Genomic DNA, 26,567 nt, shown 5'->3' on the forward strand with positions numbered 1-26,567 from the left:
GGCCGTCGCCAGACGGCCAGCCCTCTCTTGACGGCCCTTGATGGACCCCGCAGGGATGCCTCGCGGGGTTTCTTCGTGTCATGCCCGAACTCCCTGAAGTCGAGACCACCCGCCGCGGCATCGAGCCGTTCGTCGTTGGTCACCGCATCGCGGGCGTCACCGTGCGCGACCCGCGACTGCGCTGGCCGGTGCGCGAGGATCTGGCCGACTTTCTCAGCGGCCGCCCGATTCAAGCGGTCGAGCGCCGCGCGAAATACCTGCTGCTGCGCCTCGATGACGACGACCGGGTGCTGATCCACCTGGGCATGTCGGGCAGCCTGCGCCTGGATGATCCGAGCAACCCGCCACGCAAGCACGATCACGTTGAATGGCATCTCGACAACGGACGGGTTCTGCGCCTGCATGACCCGCGGCGATTCGGCGCCGTGCTGACCGACCGGGTCGAGGCACCGCACCAGCGTCTGCAAAAACTCGGCCCCGAACCACTCGATCCGGGTTTCGATGGGGACTATCTCGCCACCCGACTCGCCGGCCGGCGCGTAGCCGTCAAGCAGGCCATCATGAACGCCGACATCGTGGTGGGCGTGGGCAACATCTACGCCTCCGAGGCGCTGTTTCTCGCCGGCATTCATCCCATGACCCCGGCGGGCCGCCTCGACCACGACCAGTGCCGCAGCCTTACCGCCGCCATCCGGCAGGTGCTCGCCGCGGCCATCGACCAGGGCGGCACGACGCTGCGCGACTTCCTCGCCCCGTCGGGCAACCCCGGCTACTTCCGCCAGACACTCAATGTCTACGAGCGCACCGGTCAGCCCTGCCGACGCTGCGGCACGCCGGTCGAGCGCATCGTAATGGGCCAGCGATCGACCTGGTTCTGCCCGGCGTGTCAGCCTGAGAGCGAATAGCTGGAAGCAATGGTTGCCGCGACATCGGCGGCCGTGCCCCCCCCCTGCAGCCCTCTTTGAGCCATCGCGGCTTAAGCCGCTCCTACGCACCCTCTTCACGCTTCAAGGGGTCAGCGTCGAACTCATTCCACCTCGATCTCCAGCAGTTCCCGCACGATCGCATCGACCTCTTCGGTATCCCAGATAATGCCCGCGTTCACCGAGTAGTGAATGCGGCCGTCGGCGGCCACCAGGAACGAGGAAGGAAAGGCGAAGGCATCGTATTTCGCCGCCACCTGGCCGTCGGGGTCGACCGGCACCGGAAAGGAAACGTCAAAGTCCTGCATGAACTCGCGCAGGTGATCGGGCGACTGCTTGAACGCGATCGCGTAGATCTTCAGTTGGTCGGGATACCGACTGGCCAGCCGCTCCATCGACGGAATCTCCTCGACGCAGGCCGGACACCAGGTCGCCCAGAAGTTGACGATCTGCACCCCGTCGAAGTCGGGATCGAGGCCCTGGGGGTTGCCCTCGAGATCGGTTAGCTCGAAATCCGGCGCCTCCTGCGGCTCGACCGGCTGCAACCCGGTCTGGCGATCCACGGGCGTGGTCCGTTCGGGGTCGATCGGACGCACCGTGCTCGGATGATCGGCCCCCGCCAGCAGGGGTATCGACCGCAGGATGTCGCCGGGCAGTGCCTGGACGGCACGGGCCTCGGCCGGGTCCTCCATGACCGTCGCGAGCTGATCGAGCGAATCAAGCTGCGGCTGCTCGAGGTGCATGTGGTAGTAGTCCCGCACGCCCGGGATCACCTGGACGAACAGATCGCTGCCCGCCTGGAGGAAGCGTTCACGCAGGTCGAGCAACCGATGCCGATACACCCCCCGCTCCGGCTGGAACAGCATCACCGGCAGGTTGGTGGCATCGATGATCGAGAACAGCTCCGGCTCCTCACCGGCCACCGGCGCCCCTCGATACAGGCTGGGGAAGATCAGCACGGCGCCCGCGAGCGCGTCGGGATCATGCGTGCGCTCCTGCCACCAGCGCATCCCGCGCAGGGTCGGCACGGCCATCCGGTCGGCCGCCACCACCACGGTGGGACGGTCTTCCTCAATGGCCCGTTGAATCAGGGACCCGACCGGTTTGCCATCGACGTTACGGACGTTGACGTCCGTGCGCGGCAGGAATAGCGAATCCATCACATCCACCATCCAGACGGTCGCGCCGCGCCGCGCCAGGGCATGGGCGACGCTGTCGGGGCCGGCCATGTCGCCGTACTGGTTGACGACCCAGAGCACCAGCGGGCCGTCGGCGGAGACGCCCTCGGGCGGCTCGATCACCCGCACGTCCAGCTGGTCGCCGCTCTCGCCCAGGGGGATCGCCAGCTCTGCCCGAGCCATGCCGGCCAACGCCAGCAACAGGGCAGCCAAAAGCCCGCCTTGCCACCACCCTGCCCACCACAGGCGAACACCCCACCTCATACTCGTACTCCAGGTCATTGCGCATCGCATCGTGCGGCGCGCTCTCGTACAATAAGGAACCTCTGCACAAATAGTAATACCGCTCTGCGCGCCTTGAGCCGGGCAGATGCAAGGCGCTCGTCCGCCGCGGAAGGGCGACTCCCTTTCCAAGGACGACAACGCCGCAGATGCCCGGCTCAAGGCGCGCCCGGCGGGGGCTTGCCGAGTCGTCCGCCCTCCGCGTTGCGCTGTCTTGACGTGGCCACCGGCACGCCGGCAACAGCGCGCCTTGATGGCGGACGACTCGGCAAGCCAGAGTGGCATTACTATTTGTGCAGAGGTTCCATAACCAACTGCCCGAAAACCTACCGGGCGGCAAATCCTTAGCATGCTAGCAGTTGAACGCCCATGACACACTCGGCCCCCGCCGTTTTCGAAACGCAAATCGACGCCCTGGAACTGATCCATCGCGGCAAGGTGCGTGACCTCTACCGCATCGACGACGAGCGGATGCTGATCGTCACCACCGACCGGGTTTCGGCCTTCGACGTGATCCTGCCCACGCCGATTCCCGACAAGGGCCGGGTGCTGACCGAGATCTCGCGCTTCTGGTTCGAGAAGAGCCGCGACCTGGTACCCAACCATCTCTGCGAGGCACAGGACCTCGCCGCGATCGTGCCGGACGAGGCGCAACGCGCGCAGCTCGAGGGCCGCAGCGTGATCGTGCGCAATCTCAAGGCCCTGCCGATCGAGGCGGTGGTGCGCGGCTACCTGATCGGCTCGGGCTACAAGGACTACCAGGCGACCGGCTCGGTCTGCGGCATCAAGCTGCCCGAAGGGCTGCAACTGGCCGACAAGCTGCCCGAGGCGATCTATACCCCGGCGACCAAGGCCGATGTCGGCGACCACGACGAGAACATCGATTTCGCCGAGACCGAGCGCCTGATCGGCCCGGACATGGCCGCCCAGGTGCGCGACACCGCCATGCGGTTGTATCGCCTGGCGGCGGACTATGCCGCCCGACGCGGCATCATCATCGCCGACACCAAGTTCGAGTTCGGCCTGGACGAGTACGGCACGCTGCACCTGATCGACGAGGCGCTCACCCCGGATTCCTCGCGCTTCTGGCCGGCGGACGAATACCGTCCGGGCATCAGCCCGCCGTCGTTCGACAAGCAGTTCATCCGCGACTGGCTGGAAACGCTCGACTGGGACAAGACCGCCCCCGGACCGGCCATTCCCGACGAGATCATCGCCCAGACCCGTGAGCGCTACCTGACCGCCTACCGTCGCCTGACCGGCGAGGACCTGCCCGGTATCGCATGAACCACGGGAACGCTCGGACGCCAGGGCACGACGCGCGCGGCTGGGTGGTGCTTGCCACCGACACCGGTGTGGGCAAGACCGTGGTTTCCTGCGCGCTCGCCCGCCTTCTGATCGACCATGGGCTGCTGCCGCGCGTGCGCAAGCCCGTGGAAACCGGTTGCAAGATCGTCCATGGCGAGCGACTGCCGGCAGACGGCATTGCCCTGCGCGAGGCCGCCGACGGGCGCGAATCCCTCGAGGCGATCTGCCCGATACGCTACCTGACCCCGGTTGCCGCCCCGGAGGCCGCCCGACGCGAGGGCGAGACACTGAGCTTCAAGCGCGACCTGGCCCCGATTCTCGACCGGTCGCTGGCCGACCTTCCCGCCCGGGAACGCGTGATTATCGAGAGTGCCGGCGGCCTGCTCTCGCCACTGGCAGACGATGCGCTGAATGTGCGCCTGGCCGAGTACGCCGACCTGCCGTCGATCCTGGTCACCCCCGATCGGCTCGGCACCCTCTCTTCTACGCTGACCGCCGTGGAATCGCTGCACCAGCGCCAACTTCCCATCGCCGCGATCATCCTCAACCGCCGCCCGAACGACCCCACAGGTCCGGATTGCCCGGACAACGCCGCCTCACTACGTGAGTGGCTCCCCCGCCTTGTCCCCACGCCCCCGCCGGTCATCGCCTTCCACGACCCGCAGCGCCCTGACGCCCTGCTTCCCCTGCTCGACCACTGACCCCCCCCGCTCGGCCGACACGGAAGCGATCGCAAGCCCCTCCCCCCCTGGATCAACGGCCCGAGCTTGTCATAAGCAGGGTTTATGTTGCATATTGCCAATGTGATAAGTACATTTAATCCCGCTATTACCCGGGAGCGAGTGCATTACTGCCTGCGCCAGGAAGGCAGCCGATCGAGGGGGAGACACCATGAACAGACAAATCAGCAAGGGCGCGATGGTCGCCCTAATGGTCGGTGGCACGGCCATGACCCTGCCGCTGTACGCGGAAACGACGACCACGGCCGATCCGAAGGGGCTGATGGCCGCGCAGACCTGTGCCGGCTGTCACGGCACCAAGGGTTACATCGAGGATTCGGCCTACGTGCCGCTTGCCGGCATGCCGCGCGAACGGTTCATCACGGCCATGGAATCGTTCGCGGACGGCTCACGGCCATCGACCCTGATGGGGCCGCTGGCCCGCGCCTTCACCGACGAAGAAATCGCCGCCATGGCCGACTACTTCGCCGCCCAGCCGAAGGGGCGTGCCCAGGCAATTGGCCAGGCAAAAGGTCAGACCGTCGAGCAGGGGGAGGACTGAGCCATGAATCGTCGCGACTTTCTCAAGATCCTCGGCGCCAGCGCCGCCGGCACATCCACACTGACCGCCCCGCTGGCACGTGCCGAACGCGCGCCTCGGGTGGTCATCATCGGCGGCGGTGTGGGTGGGGCCACCACCGCCAAGTACCTGAAGCTCTACGCCCCACAGACCCACGTCACCATCATCGAGCCCAAGCGCGAATACCAGCGCCCCTACGGCTCGTCCGAGGTGATCACCGGGCAGATCGAGCTCGAGGACATCGTCATCTCCTACGACGACCTCCAGACCCGGCATGGCGTGGAATTCGTCCATGAGGCGGTCGAGTCGATCGACTATGACGCCAGGCAGGTGCAGACGAACGGCGGCACGCGTCTCGACTACGACCGGCTGGTGGTCTCGCCGGGCGTATCGTTCGACTTCGACGCGATCGAGGGGCTGACCGCCGAGCTCGCCGAGACCAAGCTCCCGCATGCCTGGGATGCCGGCGATCAGCTGCTGGTGCTCAAGGAGCAGCTCGAGTCCCTGCCCGAGAACCCGACGGTGGTCATCGGGCCGCCGCCCAATCCCTACCGCTGCCCGCCGGGACCCTACGAGCGCGCCGGGCTGATCGCCCAGTGGCTGCTCGACCGCGGCGACACCGAGGCACGCGTGGTGATCCTCGACCCGAAGAACGGCTTTACCACCGACTACACCATGCTGCACGCCTGGAACGACCTCTACGACTTCAACCTGCCCGAACCGGCCCGTTCGAAGTACAGCGACGAGGAGTGGGCGCAGTTGACGGTCCACGAGAAGACCGGCCCGATCGAGTGGGTCATGGGCGAGCTGGGCGGACGCATCCTCTCCGTGGATGCCGAGGCCATGACCGTCGAGGCCGAGGCCGGCACCTTCAAGGCGGACATGATCAACATCATCCCGCCACTGAAGGCCGGCCAGATTGCCATCGACCAGGGCCTGGCCGACGACTCGGGCTGGTGCCCGGTCGATCAGCGCACCTTCGAGTCCACCCGTCACGCGAATGTCCACGTGATCGGCGACTCGTGCATCGCTGGCGCCATGCCCAAATCGGGTTACGCGGCCAACAGCCAGGCCAAGGTGCTCGCCATCCAGCTCAAGGCGCTGCTCGCGGGCAACGAGCCGGTCGAACCGGTATTCCAGAACACCTGTTACGCGCTGGCCGGCAACACCGACGTGGGCATGTTCGTCGCCGACGTGTTCCGCATGGACGGCGACACGATCGCCCGAGTGGAGGAGCAACGCTACCTGCCGTTCGATGCCACCGAAACGGAGTATCGACTCGCCGCGCTCTACCAGCACAACTGGATGAAGGCATTCACCGAGGACTGCTTCTCATGAATCGGCTCCACGCTCACAGGAGGATCCCGACATGGATCTGATCGGACTCTTTCCCACCTGGTACGAGCCGGCGATCGGCTCGGGCTGGGTAATCGGCCTGATCGCCACCATCCACGTGCTGTTCTCGCACACGGCGGTGGGCGCGGCGATCCTGTTCGCGGTGCTCGCCTATATCGGCATGCGCGACGACCGGCCGGAACTGATCGACTTCATCAAGAAGTACGGCCTGTTCCTGCTGGTCTTTTCCTACATCCTCGGCTCGATCACCGGGCCGGGGATCTGGTACTCGACCACGGTGGGCAGCCCGCGGGGCATCTCGGCACTGATCCACAACTTCGTCTGGAAGTGGGCCACCGAGTGGGTCTTCTTCGTGATCGAGGTGATCGGCGTCTACATGCTGGTGTATCTCGCCGGCAAGCTCGAGCGGCGCACCTACATGAAGGTGGCGGTGATCTTCGGCCTGACCTCCTACACCACCATGCTCGCGATCGTCGGCATCCTCTCGTTTATGATGATGCCGGGCCGCCCCGAGCAGTGGTTCGCCGAGGGCGGCTACCTGTACGGCTTCTACGGCCCGAACACCTTCGCCCAGTTGATGATCCGCACCGCCTTCATGTTCACCATGACGGCCGTGGTGGGCGGCATCGTCGCCGCCGGACTCAAGGACGAGGTCTTCAAGCGCTGGCTGCTCAGGCGCCTGGCCATCGTCGGCGGGCTGTCCGCGATTGTCGGCATCTCGCTGTACCCCTGGTACCTGGGGACCCTGCCGAGCATTGCTCACCTGGTGATGGAAAACCGCCTGCCGGACTACTTCACTCCGTCGATCCTGATCGTGCTCGGCGCGATGCTGGCCTACTTCGCGATGACCTTCTTCCGCCCGAAGCTGGTCACCGCCACCGTGGCCGGTTTCGCCACCCTGGCGATCCTGGTGCTCGGGTTGTGGCCGGGCGAGACCGTGCGCGAATCGGTACGCAAGCCCTACATCGCCGGGCAGTACCTGTACTCCAACCAGGTCATCGGCCATGACGTGCCGGGCATGGGCGTGAAATCGGAGATCCCGACGCTGGAGAAGGTGGGCTTTACCCACGCGCACGTCTTCTGGCCGGAATCGCAGAAGGAGATCACCCGCGAGAACACCATGGACGTGGGGCGCAATCTCGCCATCACGGCCTGCAGCAACTGCCACTCGCTTTCCGCCACAGGCATCCGCCCGCTGAAGAACTACTTCCCGCAGCAGGCGGACGTCGAGGGCATCAAGAAATACCTGCTGGGTGCGCTGGCGACCGGCAACACCATGTACATGCCGCAGATCCCGCTCAAGGACGATGAAGCCGAGGCCCTGGCCGTCTACATCGCCAGTCTCAATGACCCCGAGGCCGCCGCGGCGCACCTCGATGGCGACACGACGGCACTGCTCGACAACCCCAGCCGTGAGGAGGACCAGTAATGGATACCGCCATGCTCTACGCCCTGCGCGACCCGCTGGGCATCCCGGCCCACCCGCTGATCTTCCTGATCCTCGGGGTGGCCACCTGGGCGCTGCATATCGCCGCGGTCCACGTGCTGCTCGGCTCGTCCGCGCTGGCGATCCGCGGGGCCTTTTCCGGAAACGACCACTGGCGCCGCCTGGCCGACGCCATGGTCAACACCGCCAAGGTGGCCGTGTCGGTGGCCATCGTCATCGGCGTCGCGCCATTGCTGTTCGTCCAGGTCATCTACGACCCGTTCTGGTACACCTCCAACGTCCTCTCGGCGTGGTGGGTAATCGGGTTCATCTTCATCCTGATCGTGGCGACGCTCACGTTGTTCATCTTCTACGCGCTCAACCATGGCCTGCGCACCAACAAGACCCGTTGCCCCGGCTCGATGATCGTCGCGGTGCTCCTGTTCCTGGTGGTCGGTTTCATCATGCACGCGCTCTCGGTGCAGATGCTCGAACCGGACCAGTGGCAGGAGTGGTACGCGCCCAACGGCGTGATCGATGCCTCGGGCCGGTCGATTCATGCCTTCAACCTGTGGCGCTTCGGCTTTTTCATCGCGCTGTCGATCCCGGTCATCGGCATCTGGCTGTTCGGCTATCGGCGTTACCTGCAAGGGCGCAACGAGGAGGACTCGGGTTACCTCGAGTTCCTCAAACGCACCGGCACCCGCCTGGGCGCCATCGGCACCCTGATCGCCCTGGTCCTGCTGGTGGGCTGGATGCGCGGCCTGCCCGAGGACATCGCCGGATTCGCCACCGGCATCTGGCCGATCGCGGCAGCGGCCGCCCTGATCGTCGCCGCCGCCTTCCCATTGTTGCTGGGCAGGCGCCTCGATCAGGGGCTGTGGGGCTACGCGCCGATCCTCGTCGCGACCGTCGCCATGATCGTGGTCGCCACGATGCGCGAGGCGGTGCGCTGGGTGACCCTGTTCGGCGTCCATGGCTACAACCCGCTGGATTACAAGATCGCGATGGACTGGTACTCCACCGGCCTGTTCTTCCTCACCTTCGGCGTACTGGGCGGGGCGGTGGTCACCTACCTGCTCACCGTGGCCTGGCAGGCCGGGCAGACCGAAGGCACCTACACCCCGTCCCGGGCCGTCAACCGTATCGGCACCGCCGGCATCGTCTTGCTGCTGCTGTGGATTGCCCAGTACTTCGGTTTCGGTCTGTGGACCGCTTACGCTTGAGGAGGAGTCACGAGATGACACGCAACCATCCCACTCGGTGGGCCGCCGCGGCGCTCGCCGGTGCCCTTCTCGCCGGTCTGGCGATTGCCGGCGCGCAGGCCGCCGAGCCGTCGAACGACGTCGTCACGTGGTCGCCCGCGACCTGGCACCAGGCCATGCGCGACATGCCCAGCGGCGATACCGCCCGTGGCAAGGAACTGCACGACCAGCGCTTCTGCGCCTCGTGCCACGGTGAGCACGGCGAATCGCTGACCGGCAACTGGCCGCATCTGGCCGGTCAGCGCGCCGAATACACCTACAAGCAACTGGTGGACTACGCCGAGCATCGACGCCGCGAGGACAATCGCGCCCACCTCATGAATGTGGTCAGCGAGGGTCTGAGCGAGCAGGACATGGCCGACCTGGCGGCGTTCTACGAGGCACAAGGGCTGCCCGACAAGGCCAAGCCGGCGAAATCGCATCCGGCCGATCAACTGGTCAGCGTCGGCGATCCCAGCCGACTGATCACGCCCTGCGCGGCCTGTCACGGCAGCAACGGCTCCGGCGGCATCAACGAGTCACCCAGCCTGCGCGGCCAGCCGGTGGACTACTTCGTGCGCACCATGGAGCTGTTTCGTGATGGCAAACGCCACAACGACGTGGCCCACGGCATGTCGCAGTTCGCCGAGCCGCTGACCGACGAGGAGATCGCCGCACTGGCGGAATACTACGCGGTCGACTGACGGGGCAACCCTCACCCCGACCGGCTTTCGAGACCGCACCTTCGGGTGCGGTTTTTTTGTGCGCAACGCCCCGGACCGGGCCGGCAGATTCGCCCGCCCGACGTTCAGCCGGTCATCCGCAACGACTCGGCGCCCACGGGAACTCATTGAGCGACAACGAACTGGCAAAGAAAAAGGGCCGCGTCTCTGACGCGGCCCTCGTCGCCCCGGCAAGCGCCGAAGGGCGTCAGCGCACTACCAGCAACGGCACGTTGGCCTTCATGATCATCTTGGTGGTGGTGCTACCCAGCACCAGATAACGGATCGGGCTGTGACCATAGGCACCCATGGCCAGCAGGTCGATGTTCTTCTCCTCGATGTACATCGATACCGCCTCGTCCACCTTGCCCTGGCGGATCGCCACCTGGGTGTCGAAGCCGGCCTTCTGCAGCTTGGTGTTGGCCGCCTGGATCTTGTCCCAGTTGGTCTGCTTCTCCTCGCCGACCATCAGGATGTGCACCGGCAGGCCCTGCAGCAGCGGCGTGTTGGCCGCCATCTCGACGAGCTTGTAGGCCGAGGGACTGCCGTCGTAGGCGATCAGGAAACTCTCGGGCTGCTTGAATGCCAGCGGCGTGACCAGGGTAGGCTTGTGGATCATCGACAGGATGCTCGACAGGTGGCTGCCCACGTGCATGGCCTCCATGTCCCCGTCGCGGCCCTGCTTGCCGATCACCAGCATCTGCATGGCCTCCTGGAGCTCCAGGATCACCTCGGTGATATCACCGTTGCGCAGCAGCTCGGCCGGCTCATCGAAGCCGCGGTCACGCGCCCGCGAGAGCACGTCGGCCAGCAGGGCCCGACCGCGCTCTCGCTCGAGCTTGCCGCGCTTTTCCTCCAGCTCGACCATCTCCTCGAGCAGCTTCTCGCGCCCGCCCAGGGTCATGTTGCCGGAAAGATTGGTCTTGGATGGGGCATGCGGATTGTTGATCGCGTGCAGGAACGTCAGCGGTGCCTCGAGGGCCTGCGCCGCCCAGACGGCAAAGTCGGTGGCCGCCTCGGAGGAGCGCGAACCGTCGATGCAGGCGAGTACCTGGTCCTTGTTGTCGGTCATGTTCTCGTTTCCCATGTCAGTGCCCCATCAGCTTCTCGGCGGCGTCCGGATCGTTGTGCACGCCATGCTTGTCGACGATCGTGGCGGTCGCCTCGTTCATGCCGATGACCTCGACCTCGATGCCTTCCCGGCGGAAGTCGACCACGACCTTGTCGAGCGCGTGCACCGCGGTGATGTCCCAGAAGTGCGCCTTGGACAGGTCGATCGATACCTTATCCACGTCGTCCTTGAAATCAAACGACTCGAGGAATTTCTCGGTCGAAGCGAAGAACACCTGCCCGATCACCTCGTAGGTGCGATGACGTGGGTCGTTCTCGTCCTCGGACAGGCGCGAGGAGACGTGCATGAACTGGCCGACCTTGTTGGCGAAGAACATCGCCGCCAGCAGCACGCCGGTGAGCACGCCGTAGGCGAGATTGTGGGTGGCGACCGTGACGATCACGGTCATCACCATGACCACATTGGTGCTCATCGGGTGCTTCTTGAGATCGCGTATCGAGCCCCAGCTGAAGGTGCCGATCGAGACCATGATCATCACCGCCACCAGCGCGGCCATCGGGATCAGGGTGAGTACCGGCGCCAGGAAGACCACCAGGATCAGCAGGTAGATCCCGGCGAGGAAGGTCGACAGGCGTCCCCGACCGCCGGATTTGATGTTGATCACCGACTGGCCGACCATCGCGCAGCCGGCCATGCCACCCATCGAGCCGGAGACGATGTTGGCGATGCCCTGCCCCTTGCACTCGCGCGCCCTGCTGGTCTTGGTGTCGGTCAGCGTGTCGAGCAGGTTCTGCGTCATCAGCGACTCGAGCAGGCCGACCACCGCGATCGCCGCCGAGTACGGCAGGATGATCATCAGCGTCTCGAGATTGAGCGGGATGTCCGGCAGGAAGAACACCGGCAGGGTATCGGGCATCTCGCCCATGTCGCCCACCGTGCGCACGTCGATGTTCATCAGCCAGGCGATGATCGTGAGCACCACGATGGTCACCAGTGGCGAGGGAATCACGTTGGTGAGCTTCGGCAGGCCGTAGATGATCGCTAGCCCCGCGGCGGTCATGGCGTAGACATGCCAGGTGACGTTGGTCAGCTCGGGCAGTTGCGCCATGAAGATCAGGATGGCGAGCGCGTTGACGAAGCCGGTCATCACCGAGTTGGAGATGAACCGCATCAGCCGGTCGAGGCGGATGTAGCCGGCGCCGATCTGCAGCACCCCGGCGAGTATCGTGGCGGCCAGCAGGTATTCCAGCCCGTGGTCCTTGACCAGGGTAATCATCAACAGCGCCGTGGCCGCCGTGGCCGCCGAGATCATCCCCGGCCGTCCGCCGGTGAAGGCGATCACCACGGCGATGGCGAACGAGGCGTACAGGCCCACCTTGGGGTCGACGCCAGCGATGATCGAGAAGGCGATGGCCTCCGGAATCAGCGCCAGGGCGACGACCAACCCGGAAAGGGCATCCCCGCGCATGTTGGAAAACCATTCCTGCTTGATGCGGTACCAGTTCATCGTGACTCTCTGTCCAGCGGATTCGGATACGACAGGATCGCCACTCCGCCCGGACTCGCCCGGTTCACCTTTCGCGATGACGACACGATGCCCCGTTCCCGCCGTCGACGGGAAACGCCGCCCACCCGACGGCACCGGCGACGGTACCAGGCAGTGGGCGCCATTCCGTGGCGCAATCGGTTTCAAAAGGACGAGTCGGACGAACGGCGGGAGCGCCCTCGCGGGCAAGCCGGAAGGCGGCGCAGTCCTGCAGACAAGGGCGCGACTCTACCAGATCAGGGACTTGCCTTCACCCGGAGGGAGGACCAGCCCGGGCATTGGCGCCGGCATCAGAAGCGGCGCACCAGTTCCCAGTTGATCGAATAGGCGTCATAGCGACCGGTGGTCTGGGAGCGGTCGCTGTAGGACACGCCCAGCCGGCTGTACCAATCCCGGTAGATGCCGTTGATCAACTCGACCGAAACATCCGTGCCGAACTCGTACTGGGGCAGGCTGTCATCGGTGTGCCAGCCCGGGCTGAGCGAGACATTCAGTCCGTCATCATCGGAAAACTTCCAGTAGCCCACCGCCGTGAGCGCAAAGCGCCGGTAGTTCGACGGGTCGTAGTACCCGTTGTCGAGATCCTGGTCGTAATCCTGCCAGTGCGCCGAGACGCCCAGGTCCAGGTTGAAGCGCTCGGTACGCAGCATGGCCCGGTAGGGATTGACGAACAGCTCGTTGCGCCGATTACCGTCGTTGAGCCGGCCGTGGGCCACCTCGGCGTTGACGAAATGGCGCAATGTCGGCTGCCACTGAATGCGTGCGCGATGATCCCGTATCGCCAGCCCCAACGAGGCAGACCTGGGCGAGATGTCCCAGACGCGACGGGTGGCCGAGAGATCGACCCAGAGGTTATCCAGCGGGCGCAGGTCGGCATACAACCCGTACAGCCCCACATCACCACCCCCGCCGTCGATACTGGCCGCACCGACGTCCGCGCCGATTTCGAGCAACGGGCTGAAACGGTGGCGCGCTCCCACCCAGGCCTGTTCGATGTCGATCGAGGTATCGCCTTCCACCCCGACGAACGGGCTGCCGGCCTGCGCGCGGATATCACGGTGCTCGGCCCGACCGTAGAGGTAGGTTTCCGGGGTCAACGACCAGCGCCCCTTGACCGCGAAGCGACGCATGCTGATGTCGTCAGCGTCGTCGCGCCAGCCGGCCTCGATGCCGACGTTCGAGCGCAGGAAGGCATGCGTGCTACGGATCGCATCGAGCGTGTCCGTCGATTCCGGTCGCAGGCGCTTGAGGGGTTCGAGCGCCGCGATCGCCGCACTGTGACGCTTCTCGCCACGCAGTATCAGCATGCGGGTGTAGAGGTATTCGTAGTTGTCGGGCTCCGCGGCCAGCAGCTGCTCGTTGAGCGGCCGGGCCCGGCTGGGGCGATGTGCCCAGGCAAGCAGCCGCGCGCTGCGCGCGGCCCATTCGTCATCCTCGCCGTGCACCTCGCGATAGTGAGCGAGCGCATCGGCACCGTTGGCATAGTCGCCGCGCCAGGTCTGGATGGTGGCATAACCGAGCAGCGCCTCGGCATCATCCGGATGCGCCGCCAGGTACTCGTGGTACAGGGCGACCGACTCGTCGAGCTCGCCGGCACCGCCCAGCGCCCGGGCATAGGCCTTCAGATCCTCGGCATCCCCGCTGATGGCGTAGAGGCGTTCGCGCATCCGGACCACCGCCTGCGAGTCCCCCGCCCAGTTGGCCTGCTGGGCACAAGTGCGCAGCACCGAGGCATCATCCGGGCGCACATCGGCGGCGGCCTGGCAATGCTCGAGTGCTCGCCCCGGCTGCTCGGCCTGCGCCCAGGCGGCACTGGCCTCCAGGCGCAGGTCGGCATCGTCGGGCTCGGTCTCGACCGCCTGGTCCAGCGCCTCTGCAGCGGCGACCGGCTGATCGGCGGCGGCCAGCACGTCGGCCAGCCGGCGCCACAAGTCGGTGCGGTCCGGATCGGCCTCGAGCTCATCGCGATAGACCGCTGCGGCGGCCGACCAGTCCTGTTGCATTTCCGCGGCCAGGGCCGCTTCGGGAACCGCCTGGCCATCAACCTGGCCATCAACCTGGCCATCAACCTGGCCATCGACCTGGCCCTCTGCCTGGGCGAAGGCCGGCGGGGCAAGGGCCAGCGTGGCTATCAGCGCCAGGGCGCCGAGCAGGCCGGCCGAGTCCGACGGGCCGCGAAGGGGAAAACGAGTCATTTGTGCCATTTTCTGTTCCCCGTAATCCAGAGATCCGTGGCAAAGCGGCCGATGGTCACCAGGTCGTAGAGCAGGCTCGCGTAGCGGATCGGGGTCATCAGGATGCCCTGCAGGAAGGCCTTGAAGCGCCGCCCCTTGGAGATGTAGGTGAGGATGCCCACCGCGACGATCATTTCGGCGATCAGGGTGACGACCAAAGGCTCCCACAACTGCAGGAGGATCATGATCAGCAGGGCTGTCGGGAAGGCTACCTTCTCGAACGCGGCCAGGAACGGAATCCAGCCGGCAGGCCGTCCCTGCTCTTCGGTATAGACCACACCAAACGGCTGGCGATAGGGTTCCCGGATCTTGCGCTGGGCGACTAGTTTCCTGACCTCCGCATCGTGCTTTTCCCGGTACCGTTTCCGAATCCGGCGCAGGACCTTGAAGGGACTGCCCAGCAAACCGTCGAAGTAATAGCAGCTCTGCAGGAACGAGGACGACCACATGTAGATCTGGCGCGGCAGGTTGCGCATCTCGGGCTCCATCGAATGCGCGGTGACGTCCTGGAGCTGGATATTGCGGTAGCCCTCGTTCATCAGCGCAAAGCCGATAAAGATGTCCTCGGAGTTGGTCAGGTCGTCGCCCATGACCGGCTCGTACTTGTCGAACAGGTCCTTGATGAACTTGCGCCGGTAGGCGACCGCACAGCCCACCGGGTTGGTGATGCTGCCGAAGAACTTCATCTGGCCGACGTAAACGAATCGCTGCAGGAAGGTGTAGAGCTGCTGGCGATAGACCGCCGTAAGGTTGCGGTTGAGCCGGTGCCACCAGTTACCCAGTGGCTGATGAAGGTCCACCTCCTCCTTTGCATCCAGGAAGGCGCTAATCGCCGGCTCGTTGATACGCCGGCGACGATCCTTTTCCCGGGTGGGCAGGATGACGCCACAGGCGCTGGCGATGCCGGCACCCTTGTAGAGCTCCTCAACGGTGCGCGCGATGTAGTTGTCCGCATCGAGATAGGTATCGGCGTCGAGGATGAACTCGACATCCGCATCGTACTCGCGCGACTGGCGCTTGATCGTGGGGGTTTTACCGATGGGATGGTCACGCTGGATCACGGTCAGCGGCATGTCGTGATGCTCGGCGAAGGCACGGGCATACTCGATGGTGCGATCGCGACTGCCATCGTCGACGAGAATGATGTTGCGCGGCTGCTTGGTCTGCCGCCGCACCGACTCCAGTGCGAGCACCACGCTAGCCTGCTCGTTGAGCGCCGGGATCACGACATCGACCACCGCGTCACGCCAGTCCTCGGGGGGAGTGGGGTCGGTCTTGTCCGGCCCGCGAATCAGCCCGATGATGCTGAGCGCGGCGCTCGGACTCAGGACGAAATAAGGGGTGGTTGCCATGCGCCCTCCTCAGGAGGCTCCTTCTCTGTGCCGGACCCGAGCGATCAGATCGTCCAGGGTGGCGTCCAGTGTCCATTGTGGGCGGTATTCGATCAGTCCATGCAATCGGGTTAGATCCGGGCAGCGATGCGGGATGTCCACGTATTCCTGACCATAAGCCACCTCGTAGGGCAGATGCTCGACAGGGGAGCTCGAACCGGCTCGCTCGATCGCGCGCTCGGCCAGCTCATTGATGGAAATCTCGTGGTTGCCGCCGACATTGACGATCAGCCCGTCGGTGGTCGCGCACCCCGCCAGCTGGTCGAGCATCTGCACGGTATCGCGGACATCGGTGAACGAGCGGCTTTGCGTCCCGTCACCGAACACGGTCAGCGGGTCACCCGCCACGGCCTGGCTGACGAATCGCGGCACCACCATGCCGTAGCGCCCCCTCTGCCGCGGCCCGACGGTGTTGAACAGGCGCACCACCGTCACGGGAATCGCCTTCGTCCGCGCGTAGGACAGGGCGAAGGCCTCGTCGGCCAGCTTGCTGATGGCGTAATTCCAGCGCGGCGGGGCATCGGCCTGCACGATCAGATCCATGTCCTCGCGCAGGCATCCATCGACACGGGGACCGTAGACCTCGGAGCTGGACGCGAGCAGGACCTGTGGCCGCCAGCCGCAGTGATCGACGGCGCGCAATAACCGTTCGCTGCCCGCGATATTCGTGGCCATGACATCGATGGGACGTTCGAGCACCCGGAACACCCCCACCACGGCAGCAAGGTGATAAATCCGATCGGCCCAACCAACCGCTTCATCCAACGAGGGCCAAGTGACGATATCGGCCTCGGTAAAGTGGAAGTCGGCCCGATCGAGGTGCGAGGCCAAATTGTCCCGTGAGCCGGTACTGAGATTATCGACGACATGTACCTTGTCACCTCGACCAAGGTGAAGATCGACCAGGTGGGAACCGATGAATCCGGCACCGCCAGTGATCAGGACGTGCATGTCTAGCCTCCATTCGTACCCGATTGCCGGGCTAATGCGGACAGCAAACCTTGCCATCTCACTGAAAGTGTAGTCGAGCCCACCGCCGCCGTATGTCGTTCGTGCGCGACGGCAGCTATTCGCCTGCCGTGGCAGGTTCGTCCTGCTATCTTTATAACCACATGCCGCGTCAGTGCTGCCGAGACCGTCCGAGCCGCTTGAATCCAGCCGACTCCGGCGTGACGCGGCCAACCCGACTCGGGAGGAGCCTCCAATGACCGAACCGACCGTCAACCGCCCTGCCCTTGCGCTGTGGATGAGCGCCAGCCTGGCCGTGGCCGTCCTGCTGCTGTGGCTCGGCGCCGATCTTCATCCGCCCGGCGCCGCGAGCGCGCGCACGCTGCCCGCCTCCCCTCTGACCGGCGCCATGGGATTTGCCTTCCTGCTCGCCTGGGCGGCCTTTGCCTACGCCGCGTCGATCACCACCCCACACCGGGGAGCCGAACATGTCGGCCTGTGGGCCTCACTCCTCCTGCCGCTGGCCATCGTGGTGCTGCTCGGTGGCGGCCAGTCCCTGATTGCCCTGCTGCTCGCGATCGCCTGGCTGGCGACCTTGATCTGGACGGGTTGGCAACTCGCCCGCCGCGAGGCGCTTGCCGGGCTGATGATGTTGCCGGTAATCGGCAGTGCGATTGCCAGCATGCTGCTGTCGCTCACGCTTTGGGTACTTCCCTGACGCGCAACCGCCCGACTCGAACCGGTCCTCCAGACAGAGAAAGGCCGCCAGATCCCCGATCGGCGGCCTTCTTGATTTGCCGTTGGCGAACGGCTTCAGTCTTCTCGCCAGTGCAGGTCGATCCAACAGCGTGGCAATGGCTCGCCGGACGGAAACTCCAAATCTTCCTTCTCGAAGCGTTCCTCGTCCTGCATCTCCTCACCCGCATGTTGCCGCCCCATCACGCTCGGCAGGGCAGGGTCGGCGAGGGTTTCCAGATCGATGATCTCGATCATGTTGTCGTTATCCTTGCGCTTGAGAAACATGCGCCCCCCTCCTTGTTCGGGAAATTGTCTGTAGTCCGCTGTGAGCCCGACTCATAGGCGTTCCGGCAGGGCGGCACGGATTTCCTCGGGCGACCGGGCCGAGAAATCCTTGGCCTGATCGGCCACCAGTGCATCCTCCAACCCCTTGCCCATCGCTTCGCGCAACAGGCCGAGAAAGTCGGGCGCGGCCATCAGGTAGAACCGTTCCATCCGCCCCTTCTGCAGGGCTTGCTCGAGCTCGGTGCTTACCTCGCGGGCGAAGCGCTTGGCCTCCACGTCGCGCACACTGTTGGCCGGTTCGTAGGCATGCATCGCATCCCCCTTGCGATCGGCGGTCGAGCCCGGTCGATCCGTCTCCAGGTCCGCGTCCGACAACCGAGCCGCGGGGTTGGACAACGAGACCACCTCTTCGAGCGCCCCCTTGGGAGCGGGACGGCTGGAGGGATGCGCCTCGCTGCCGCGATAGGCCCCGCTGTTGTCACGCAGCGCGAAAAAACGCGCCCGGGCCTCATCGGCAACCACTACCCAGGTACTCATAGGCTCGACCTCCTTGGTGTGTCATGTTGACCTGTCCGGAGTGTATACGCTGATCCTGCCACCTGCCGCGGAAACCCACGGGCACGGCGATCTCGTGCCACGGTTGGATGCGGCCGACATCGATCAAAGACGCGGGCCGCCGAGTTCCGCCTCCCGATGAGCATCACCCATCACAAAAAACCCCGCCGGATGGCGGGGTTGGCGAATCATGACGCGTTGCTGGGCTCAGTAGAGCTGCGCCGGGTTGACCGAGGTGGCCCCGTCATCGACATACATGCCGTATTCCTTCATGGAACCGTCGTATAGAGAGACATCATCGTTACCCATGATCTCGCTCGCGACGAACCACACACCCGAGGCCAGGTTGCCCGAGTTGCAGTACGTGATCGCCGCACCGCTCGGATCGATGTCCTTGAACTCCATGATCGAACGATAGCTCGATGCCGGCAGGAAATTGGCCGCCGCGCCGTCGGCACGCACGAGCACGTCGGTCGGCAGGTTCTTCGCGCCGGGCAGGTGGCCAGGCACCGTCTTGGACTTGCTGAACACACCCAGGTACTGGTTCGGCGGACGGGCATCCAGCAGCTGGACCTTGCCATCCGAATCGACCGCCTCGCGCACCTCGGCGTATGTCGCGAGGATCTCGTCACGCTCGTCGGTGGCCATCCAGTCACCGGCCTCGATCTTCTCCGACTGACCCGTGCCGGCATCGAAGCCCGCCGCCAGCCAGTTGGCCAGGCCGCCGTCGAGCAGGGCCATGTCGTCGTGACCGAAGTACTTCATCTGCCAGTACAGGCGAGTGGCCTTGGTGTAATCCGAGCCGGACAGGCCCAGCGGCACGATCACCACCGTGTCGTCCTGATCCACGCCCAGGGCCTGGACGAAGGATTCGAAGTCGGCCTTTTCCGGGATCAGCTTGCCGACCTTCTTGCCGTTTTCCATGCGCTCGACGCGCACCTTGCCCCAGTCGACGAACTGCGCACCCGGCACGTGACCGGAGACGACGGAAACGACTTTCTTGCCCTCGACGGTCTCGTACTTCGGCGCCATGGCAAACGCCTTTTCCGACCCGGCAATCTGCAGAACCGTGACCTGTTCCAGGTTGTCATTCAGCCACTGCGGGTCGACCACCGGACCCGGCACATCCAGTGCCCAGGCCCCTTGCGCGACGGCCAGCGCGGCCGCCCCGGCGGGCACTGCGAGAAACCGCTTGAAATTCATATGACTCAACTCCTTCTTCGTGCATCAACAAACGGCGCCAGCCGGCGCCGGAAAAGCCGCCCTCAGCCGGGCGGGGAAATCAGTTGCGCTTGCATGTCCACGAGTCGCCGTGACCACGTGGCCAACACCGCGTCCATGTCCAGCGAACACTCGCTCAGGACATGCCGGTCGCGATCGGCCAGCACCTCCGGATCGGGCCAGTTGCCGGAATCGGTCGTCAAGGCACGATCGCGCGCCTCGAGCAAGTCGCGAATTTGCGGCATCAACAGGGCGACCAGGGCCGTCAACCAGCGCCCTACCAGCCACGACGGGCGAGCCCGGTTGATCTCGAACCCGTTGGGCAGCTGCGCCAGCAACGCCGCGGCGGGACGGACCGTTTCACCGGTCACCCAGCCATTGGTGGTGAACAGACGCTGCGCACGCCCCTGGCTGTCCATAGACACCGCGACCACATGCGTAAAGCCCGGCTCGTCCTCGTCGGCAACGAACAGGTGGAAGTGGCCGTGTTCGTTCGAGGTCCACTCGGCCGGATCATGCGCGTGATAATAAAAACGGGCCCCACTGACCGGATCCCGGGCGTCGTCCCCGGGAAAGTGCGCCCAGTAGTCGAAGCCCTCTTCCGGGTGATCCCGGAACAGTTCGGTGAGCACGGTCTGGTTATCGGCGGCCAGCGCCGACTGGATCGAGCGCCATTCATCACCGGCTGCCAGACCGGCATCAAGCCAGTCGTCGGGCACGGAATGGAACGGCACGTCACTCATCGAGACAACTCAGACCGTGCGCAATGCTCGGTCACTGACCGCCCGGGGCACAGGGATTGGCGCCGCGAGCCGACGGGGCACAGGGGTTGCCACCACGGGCCGAGGGCGCACAGGGATTACCGCCACGAGCGGATGGCGCGCAGGGGTTGCCGCCCCGAGCCGAGGGCGCACACGGATTACCGCCACGAGCCGATGGCGCGCAGGGATTGCCGCCCCGAGCCGATGGTGCACATGGATTACCGCCACGAGCCGATGGCGCGCAGGGGTTGCCGCCGCGGGAAGACGGGGCACAGGGGTTGCCACCGCGCGCGGACGGGGCACAGGGATTCCCGCCGCGGGTCTGCGCGGCGGCCGACAGCGGCACCATCGTGGTCGCGGCAAGCGAGGCACCCACGGTGAACGCCATTGCCGGCATAGACAACTTAAGCGCGCGGCGGGCGCGCGCCTGTCGGGCGACCTTCTTCGATTCCATCTAATCCACTCTCCTCTGACAAGGGCGGGCGGCCGGAAAGCCAGCCCGCAAAATCACGCGGTGCTCTCCGCTCAATCGGCGTCGGTGCGGCGCGCGGCGCTGGCCTCTCGACCCAGGTCGCGACCGAGTTCATCACTCTCGCCGGGGTCACGCCCTTCGGTGATGTCCTCGGCGCTGTAGACACCGTGACTGCGCTGCTCGAGTGCGCGACCGGCAAAGAAGCCGCCCGCCAGCACCAGGAGCATCGCGGTCACGACCAGCCACGGCGAGACGCCCAGCAATTCCGGCACGGTGCGGGCCGATACCTGCGCCCCGGTAACCGCGGCCTGAATGAAATCGCTGTCATAGACGCCGGCGAAGGCCCAGACACCGATGACCATGCCGAGCATGAATACCAACCCGTCGATCCGGCCGCTGCCCAGCCCGACCACGGAGGTGCCGGGACAGTAGCCACCAATGGCAAAACCGGCCCCGATCAGCACCGCGCCAAGCACGGTGCCCCAGAGATACATCTCGGACACGTAGAACCCTTGTGCTCCGAAGGTGTTGTTCACCTGCAGCAAGAGTATGCCGATCGCCGCGACAATGATGGCCGAGAACATGACCTTGAATACCGACCAGTCCGTCAGGCGAAACTGGGCGGTGAGTTTGCAGGGGGAGCCAAAGCCGGCCTGCTCGAGCACGAAACCGAACAACAGGCCAGTGGCCAGTGCGGTACCCGCGGTGCCGTAATCCATTACCAGACCCTCCGCATCAACAGACTGATCAGAATCCCGACCACGAAGAACACGATCAGGAAGACGAAACCGGCCACGCCCAGCATGGCCGTGTTGGAAAGGCCCACGCCGCTGGTGCAACCGGCCGCCAGCCGCGAACCGAAGCCCGCCAGCAGGCCGCCACCCAACGCGAGCAGCAGGCGCGGTGCGACACCGATGCGCCCCGAGCCACGATCGACCTTGACCCGGAAGCGCCCGGAGGAAACCGCCGCGAGGATCGCGCCAATCAGGGTGCCGATCGCGGCGACCACGATCCACGCCGCGAGCGGATTGCCCTGGGCCATGCCACCGAGATAGGCGTTCTCACGGGTGGCTTCGGGCGCAACCTGAAGTCCGACCTCGGTGGCCACGCGGGCGAAGGCACCGGACGAACCCATGCCGTTGCCCACCAGCACGAAGGTGAGCAAGACGACCAGGCCGAGCACGATGCCGGCGATAAAGGGGGGCCATAACGGCCGAACTTGGCAAGACATTCCCTGCTGGACCTCCTGGAATCAGCAATTGAAGAAAACATTCCTTTAAGGCCCGCCAACCCGGCGGGCCTGTCGACATCAACGCTCAGTGGGCGGGGGCTCTCCCCCGCCATCGCGACCCGTTAAAAGGCGGCCGCTTCGGCCTCGAGAAACGCGAGCGAGGCGTACTTGCCGATATTCTCGTCGAAACCGTTGGTCACGCGGGCGTAGTACTGCACCCGTTCGTCCTCCAGTGCATAGGCCTTCGCTGCGCTCGGCGCGGCCATGTCGGCCACGGCCTTCTCCGCCGCCTCGTAGATCCCCTGGAAGAAGATCCGGTTGTGCTCGATCAGGTCGTTGGCCGGGAAACCGTGCGCCGGGATCCAGTAGGCACCCGGCACGCTCTGCTCCAATGCATCAAACGCCTTGAACGTGCCGAGGAAACTGCCGTCGTCCATGAAGGCGATGCGGTTGTTCATCGCGATATCGCCGACATGCACGATCTTCTTCTCTACCAGCTCGAGGCTGATGTCCGACGGGGTGTGTGCGGTGCCATAGAAGTGAACGCGCACCGTAAGATCACCGAAGTCGAATTCATCGCCGTGACCGACCACCTTGTTCGGCGGCGTCACCACCGTGCCCTCGATCGCGTTGCCCGTGGAGCGCTCCATCAGGCTGACCCAGAACTCGCCCTGATTGGTGCGAATCGCCGAAGCGGTCTTCTCGTGCGCGTAAATCGGCACGTCCGGATTCTCGTTGACGAAGGCGTGGTTACCCAGCCAGTGATCGCCGTGATAGTGCGTGTTGAAGACCGCCACGATGGGCTTTTCGGTGATTTCGCGGATCTGGCGCAAGGCCATGCGACCGATCTGCAAGGAGGCGCCGCTGTCGATCACCACGACGCCCTTTTCCGTGACCGCGAAGGTGACGTTGCTCATCATCCCCTGATTGTCCTCGGAGGGAAATCCCCAGGGTGAGACGATCACGTAAACGTTCTCGGTAATCTCGGTGGCCGGGATATCCGGCATGGGCGGCCCTTCGATCACCAGTTCTTCCTCGGCGAACACACGCGAGGACCACGCCAGAGGCGCGGCGGCCAGGCCCGCGGTAACCCCGATGTTGCGCAAAAAGCGGCGGCGCGTTGCCAGGAACTGCTCTTTGAATTCCATTGCCTTCTCCTCCAATGTGCCCGCTTTCGCCATCGGGGGACTCCACGCCGGACCGGCCATTCGATCGGACCGGTCCGGGGGCGAGCAGGCCATGTTTATTAGCTGTCTCTAAATAATGATCGCCGTGCCCCGAAATTTCAACGTTGTGGCGATCGACATTGTTGATCCGACGTCAGGTTTGCTTCTGTCCAGGATGCCGGGCAACTACACTATGATGCCTCATTGATTACTGGATAGCGGCGAATTCATGTCCTGCGCGAATCACGACCATTGCATCGACGATGCCCTCGCCCGCGCCGAGGCGATCTGCGCTCGATCCGGCGCGCGCCTGACCCCGATCCGGCGCGACGTGCTGCGCGAGGTCTGGTCCAGCCACGAGGCCACCAAGGCCTACGACCTGATCGAGCGCCTCTCGAGGCACGGCGAACAGGTCAAACCCCCCACGGTCTACCGGGCGCTCGACTTCCTGCTCGAACAGGGCCTGATCCACCGCATCGAAAGCCTCAATGCGTTCGTCGGCTGCGAACACCCACAGGAGCCGCACCAGGCCATCCTCATGATCTGTGAGCGCTGCGGCGACATCCGCGAGGAAGACGACCCGGCCGTGCATGCGGCATTGAGCGACCTCGCCAACCAGACGGGTTTCACCCCCCGTTCGGCGGTCATCGAGCTGCGCGGCCTGTGCCGGGTCTGCCGCACCGCCCATTAATCCCCTGTCACACCCCATCAAGCGATCCCACCGCATGAGTCCAGCACCCAACGCCAAAGCCATCGCCACCCTGCGTCGCGACCAGATCATCGACTGCGAACTGCTCGGCCAGCGTCTGACCCTGCATTCCACCTGGGGACTGTTCTCCCCGCGGGAGATCGACGCCGGCACGCGCCTGCTGCTCGAACACACCCCGATACCGCCGGCCGGCAGCAGCATCGTCGATCTGGGGTGTGGCTACGGCCCCATCGGGGCCAGCATGGCCAAGGCCTGCGCGGATAGCCGCGTGATCTTGCTGGACAAGGACTTCGTCGCGATCGACTACGCCCAGGGCAACCTGGGTCGCAACCGATTGGAGAACGCCGAGGCCCGGTTGTCGAACGGCCTGTCGGCGGTGGATGGCGAGGGGTTCGACCGGCTCTACTCGAACGTCCCCGCCAAGGTGGGCAAGGAGATGTGGCAGATCATGCTGTTCGACACCTGGCGGGGCCTCAACCGCGGCGGCGAGGTCTGGTTCGTGTCGATCAACGGCCTGCGCGAGTACTTCAAGCGGACGATGAAGGAGCAGTTCGGCAACTACGACAAGGTCAAGCAGGGCAAGACCTACACCGTTCATCGCGCCGTGAAGACATAAAACCGACCCAAGAGCATCTTGAGAAACGGCCTGAGCCGCGGCGCGCCCTCCCGGCGGGCTTCAAACCACCCGTTTGCGGATGCGATAGATGGCGTGCTCGCCGAACCAGTTGGGCAGCGCGCGCAGCAGCGGCGAGCTGCGGCGATTCTGATCGACCACCGCGCGGTCGAGTATCTCGATGCCCAGCCCGTCGCAGAGCGACTCGAAGTCGCGCAGGGTACAGAGGTGGATATTGGGCGTGTTGTACCAGGGATTGGGCAGTGCCTTGGTGGTCGGCATCATCCCCTGCACGCCCAGCTGCCAGCGATTACGCCAGTAGCCCATGTTGGGGAAGGTGACGATGCCCTCCGAGGCGATATCGAGCATTTCCCCGAGCAGGCGCTCGGGGTGGCGAATGGCCTGGATGGTCTGGCTGACCAACACGTAATCGAAGCTGTGCGCGCCGAACCAGTCGCGGATGCCGTCGTCCAGGTCCGCCTGGATGATGTTCAGGTCGGCCGCCACGCCGCGGGCAACCCGCTCGTCGTCGACCTCCATGCCCACGCCGCGCACCGAGCGCTCGGCGATCAGGTGGCGCAACAACGCGCCATCGCCGCAACCCAGGTCGAGCACGCGGGCGCCTTCGCCAATCCAGCCGGTGACGATATCCCAGTCAGGACGGTTCATGCGGCGCCCTCCTCGGCGGCTGCCTCCTCGGTCATGCGGCGGGCGATATTGTCGAAGTAGCCTCGCAGCACCTCGTGGTAATAGGGAATCGGCATCAGGAAGGCGTCGTGGCCCTGATGCGCCTCGACCTCGGCGTAGGACACCGACTTGCCGGTGGCCAGCAGCGCCCGGACGATTTCCTTCGAGCGTACCGGCGAGAAACGCCAGTCGGAGGTGAACGACACCACCAAAAAGCGAGCCGTCGCCGGGGCCAGCGCGGTGGCCAGATCGTCATCGGCCTCGGCGGCCGGATCGAAGTAGTCCAGCGCCTTGGTCATCAACAGGTAGGTATTGGCGTCGAAGCGGTCGACGAAACTGGTGCCCTGGTAGCGCAGGTAGGACTCGACCTGGAACTCGACATCGAAGCCGTACTGCACCTTGCCCGAGCGCAATTCCCGGCCGAACTTCGCCCGCATGGCGTCATCGGAAAGATAGGTAATGTGACCCAGCATGCGCGCAAGCATCAGGCCGCGCCTCGGGATCACGCCATGCTCGGCGTAGCGTCCGTCGTGGAAGTCCGGGTCGGTGATGATCGCCTGACGGGCGACCTCGTTGAAGGCGATGTTCTGCGCCGAGAGTTTGGGCGCGGCGGCGATGACCACCGCGTGGGCGACCGCCTCCGGGTAGCTGATCGTCCACTGCATCACCTGCATGCCACCCAGGCTGCCACCGGTCACTGCCGCCCAGCGGGAAATGCCGAGCTTTCGCATCAGCGCATGCTGGCTGTTGACCCAGTCACGCACCGTCAGGATGGGGAAGTCCGGCCCGTAGGGACGCCCCGTTTCCGGGTTGGTGGACAACGGCCCGGTCGAGCCCTTGCAGCCGCCCAGGTTGTTCACGCAAACGACGAAGAACCGATCGGTGTCGATCGGCTTGCCCGGACCGATGGCGGTGTCCCACCAACCCGGCTTGCGGTCCTCGGGGCGGTGCCGACCGGCGGCGTGATGGTCGCCCGACAGCGCATGACAAATGAGCACGGCATTGTCGGCCCGCTCGTTGAGCTCGCCGTAGGTCTCGTAGACCAGTTCGTATTCCTCGATCCGGCGGCCACAGTCGAGCAGCAGCGGCGTATCGATGGCCGCAGTCTGCGGCTCGACCAACCCGACCGAACCGGACGGTGGCGTCGCGCCGTCAACCGGCGGATTCGTTGTGGTGGATTCGCTCATCAACGTCCTCTTG

General features: G+C 65.2%; 27 protein-coding genes. 12 read left to right on the forward strand and 15 right to left on the reverse strand.

The genetic code is table 11. From position 1 onward, the window contains the following. Positions 1-80 precede the first annotated feature (80 nt). Positions 81-905, forward strand: a complete 825-nt coding sequence (gene mutM, locus SR882_RS09855; protein ID WP_322521072.1) for a bifunctional DNA-formamidopyrimidine glycosylase/DNA-(apurinic or apyrimidinic site) lyase — start codon at positions 81-83, stop codon at positions 903-905. Between the two features lie 122 nt (positions 906-1,027). On the opposite strand, the gene SR882_RS09860 is transcribed toward mutM, so the two are convergent. Then, positions 1,028-2,314, reverse strand: a complete 1,287-nt coding sequence (locus tag SR882_RS09860; protein WP_322521073.1) for a TlpA family protein disulfide reductase — start codon at positions 2,312-2,314, stop codon at positions 1,028-1,030. A 438-nt stretch (positions 2,315-2,752) separates the two neighbouring features. On the opposite strand from SR882_RS09860, the gene SR882_RS09865 reads away from it, so the two are divergent. The 7 genes from SR882_RS09865 (at position 2,753) to SR882_RS09895 (ending at position 9,720) form a co-directional block, all read left to right on the forward strand. Beyond that, the gene (locus tag SR882_RS09865) at positions 2,753-3,670 is read left to right on the forward strand and encodes a phosphoribosylaminoimidazolesuccinocarboxamide synthase (RefSeq protein WP_322521074.1); all 918 of its coding nucleotides are present in this window, start codon (positions 2,753-2,755) and stop codon (positions 3,668-3,670) included. Next, entirely contained in the window at positions 3,667-4,392 is a 726-nt protein-coding gene (bioD, locus tag SR882_RS09870) for a dethiobiotin synthase (RefSeq protein ID WP_322521075.1), read from the forward strand. Before SR882_RS09865 ends, bioD begins: the two co-directional genes overlap by 4 nt. 190 nt (positions 4,393-4,582) lie before the next feature. Further along, positions 4,583-4,972 (forward strand): c-type cytochrome, encoded by a 390-nt coding sequence (locus tag SR882_RS09875; RefSeq protein ID WP_322521076.1) that lies wholly within the window; start codon positions 4,583-4,585, stop codon positions 4,970-4,972. A gap of 3 nt (positions 4,973-4,975) precedes the next feature. Next, complete coding sequence (locus SR882_RS09880; protein ID WP_322521077.1) at positions 4,976-6,328, forward strand: NAD(P)/FAD-dependent oxidoreductase; 1,353 nt, start codon at positions 4,976-4,978, stop codon at positions 6,326-6,328. Positions 6,329-6,359: 31 nt separating this feature from the next. Further along, positions 6,360-7,775 carry a cytochrome c gene (locus SR882_RS09885; protein ID WP_322521078.1) on the forward strand — a complete coding sequence of 472 codons (1,416 nt, stop codon included), beginning with the start codon at positions 6,360-6,362 and terminating at the stop codon, positions 7,773-7,775. Continuing rightward, the gene (locus tag SR882_RS09890; protein ID WP_322521079.1) at positions 7,775-8,998 is read left to right on the forward strand and encodes a hypothetical protein; all 1,224 of its coding nucleotides are present in this window, start codon (positions 7,775-7,777) and stop codon (positions 8,996-8,998) included. The genes SR882_RS09885 and SR882_RS09890 overlap by 1 nt, the downstream gene beginning before the upstream one ends. 14 nt (positions 8,999-9,012) lie before the next feature. After that, a complete protein-coding gene (locus tag SR882_RS09895) occupies positions 9,013-9,720 on the forward strand; it encodes a c-type cytochrome (RefSeq protein ID WP_322521080.1) in 708 nt (235 codons plus the stop codon). Positions 9,721-9,946: 226 nt separating this feature from the next. On the opposite strand, the gene SR882_RS09900 is transcribed toward SR882_RS09895, so the two are convergent. The 5 genes from SR882_RS09900 to SR882_RS09920 all read right to left on the reverse strand — a co-directional run bounded on the left by SR882_RS09900 (position 9,947) and on the right by SR882_RS09920 (position 16,932). Continuing rightward, positions 9,947-10,810: a universal stress protein gene (locus SR882_RS09900; RefSeq protein WP_322521081.1), complete on the reverse strand. Its 864-nt coding sequence runs from the start codon at positions 10,808-10,810 to the stop codon at positions 9,947-9,949. Positions 10,811-10,826: 16 nt separating this feature from the next. Then, a complete protein-coding gene (locus SR882_RS09905; protein WP_322521082.1) occupies positions 10,827-12,317 on the reverse strand; it encodes a SulP family inorganic anion transporter in 1,491 nt (496 codons plus the stop codon). Between the two features lie 329 nt (positions 12,318-12,646). Continuing rightward, complete coding sequence (locus SR882_RS09910; protein WP_322521083.1) at positions 12,647-14,560, reverse strand: tetratricopeptide repeat protein; 1,914 nt, start codon at positions 14,558-14,560, stop codon at positions 12,647-12,649. Beyond that, positions 14,548-15,942, reverse strand: coding sequence for a glycosyltransferase (locus SR882_RS09915; RefSeq protein ID WP_322521084.1), 1,395 nt, complete (start codon positions 15,940-15,942; stop codon positions 14,548-14,550). Before SR882_RS09915 ends, SR882_RS09910 begins: the two co-directional genes overlap by 13 nt. Before the next feature lie 9 nt (positions 15,943-15,951). Further along, complete coding sequence (locus tag SR882_RS09920; RefSeq protein ID WP_322521085.1) at positions 15,952-16,932, reverse strand: NAD-dependent epimerase/dehydratase family protein; 981 nt, start codon at positions 16,930-16,932, stop codon at positions 15,952-15,954. A 253-nt stretch (positions 16,933-17,185) separates the two neighbouring features. On the opposite strand from SR882_RS09920, the gene SR882_RS09925 reads away from it, so the two are divergent. After that, complete coding sequence (locus SR882_RS09925) at positions 17,186-17,647, forward strand: hypothetical protein (protein WP_322521086.1); 462 nt, start codon at positions 17,186-17,188, stop codon at positions 17,645-17,647. A 95-nt stretch (positions 17,648-17,742) separates the two neighbouring features. Here the strand turns inward: SR882_RS09925 and SR882_RS09930 are convergent, their stop codons facing one another. From SR882_RS09930 to SR882_RS09945, 4 genes are all read right to left on the reverse strand, one after another. Beyond that, complete coding sequence (locus SR882_RS09930) at positions 17,743-17,952, reverse strand: acetyltransferase (RefSeq protein ID WP_322521087.1); 210 nt, start codon at positions 17,950-17,952, stop codon at positions 17,743-17,745. A gap of 51 nt (positions 17,953-18,003) precedes the next feature. Then, entirely contained in the window at positions 18,004-18,489 is a 486-nt protein-coding gene (locus SR882_RS09935) for a host attachment protein (RefSeq protein WP_322521088.1), read from the reverse strand. A 225-nt stretch (positions 18,490-18,714) separates the two neighbouring features. After that, complete coding sequence (locus SR882_RS09940; protein ID WP_322521089.1) at positions 18,715-19,710, reverse strand: sulfurtransferase; 996 nt, start codon at positions 19,708-19,710, stop codon at positions 18,715-18,717. A 62-nt stretch (positions 19,711-19,772) separates the two neighbouring features. Continuing rightward, positions 19,773-20,471 (reverse strand): DUF6969 family protein, encoded by a 699-nt coding sequence (locus tag SR882_RS09945; RefSeq protein WP_322521090.1) that lies wholly within the window; start codon positions 20,469-20,471, stop codon positions 19,773-19,775. 266 nt (positions 20,472-20,737) lie between these two features. Here SR882_RS09945 and SR882_RS09950 point away from each other — a divergent pair, with 266 nt between their 5' ends. Continuing rightward, positions 20,738-20,947 carry a hypothetical protein gene (locus tag SR882_RS09950; protein WP_322521091.1) on the forward strand — a complete coding sequence of 70 codons (210 nt, stop codon included), beginning with the start codon at positions 20,738-20,740 and terminating at the stop codon, positions 20,945-20,947. A 67-nt stretch (positions 20,948-21,014) separates the two neighbouring features. On the opposite strand, the gene SR882_RS09955 is transcribed toward SR882_RS09950, so the two are convergent. The 3 genes from SR882_RS09955 to SR882_RS09965 form a co-directional block, all read right to left on the reverse strand. Beyond that, positions 21,015-21,680, reverse strand: coding sequence for a DUF6691 family protein (locus tag SR882_RS09955; protein WP_322521092.1), 666 nt, complete (start codon positions 21,678-21,680; stop codon positions 21,015-21,017). Further along, a complete protein-coding gene (locus tag SR882_RS09960) occupies positions 21,680-22,192 on the reverse strand; it encodes a YeeE/YedE thiosulfate transporter family protein (RefSeq protein WP_322521093.1) in 513 nt (170 codons plus the stop codon). The genes SR882_RS09955 and SR882_RS09960 overlap by 1 nt, the downstream gene beginning before the upstream one ends. A gap of 122 nt (positions 22,193-22,314) precedes the next feature. Continuing rightward, on the reverse strand, positions 22,315-23,340 hold the full coding sequence (locus SR882_RS09965) for an MBL fold metallo-hydrolase (RefSeq protein ID WP_322521094.1): 1,026 nt from the start codon (positions 23,338-23,340) through the stop codon (positions 22,315-22,317). Between the two features lie 247 nt (positions 23,341-23,587). Here SR882_RS09965 and SR882_RS09970 point away from each other — a divergent pair, with 247 nt between their 5' ends. Together SR882_RS09970 and SR882_RS09975 are read left to right on the forward strand one after the other, a co-directional pair. Next, positions 23,588-24,049 carry a transcriptional repressor gene (locus SR882_RS09970; protein ID WP_322521095.1) on the forward strand — a complete coding sequence of 154 codons (462 nt, stop codon included), beginning with the start codon at positions 23,588-23,590 and terminating at the stop codon, positions 24,047-24,049. Between the two features lie 34 nt (positions 24,050-24,083). Beyond that, positions 24,084-24,683, forward strand: a complete 600-nt coding sequence (locus tag SR882_RS09975) for a class I SAM-dependent methyltransferase (RefSeq protein ID WP_322521096.1) — start codon at positions 24,084-24,086, stop codon at positions 24,681-24,683. A gap of 60 nt (positions 24,684-24,743) precedes the next feature. On the opposite strand, the gene metW is transcribed toward SR882_RS09975, so the two are convergent. Together metW and metX are read right to left on the reverse strand one after the other, a co-directional pair. Next, positions 24,744-25,349: a methionine biosynthesis protein MetW gene (metW, locus tag SR882_RS09980; RefSeq protein WP_322521097.1), complete on the reverse strand. Its 606-nt coding sequence runs from the start codon at positions 25,347-25,349 to the stop codon at positions 24,744-24,746. Next, complete coding sequence (gene metX / locus SR882_RS09985) at positions 25,346-26,554, reverse strand: homoserine O-succinyltransferase MetX (RefSeq protein WP_322521098.1); 1,209 nt, start codon at positions 26,552-26,554, stop codon at positions 25,346-25,348. The genes metW and metX overlap by 4 nt, the downstream gene beginning before the upstream one ends. Positions 26,555-26,567 lie beyond the last annotated feature (13 nt).

Origin of the sequence: Guyparkeria halophila, from assembly GCF_034479635.1 — a bacterium.
GTDB classification, from domain to species: domain Bacteria; phylum Pseudomonadota; class Gammaproteobacteria; order Halothiobacillales; family Halothiobacillaceae; genus Guyparkeria; species Guyparkeria halophila.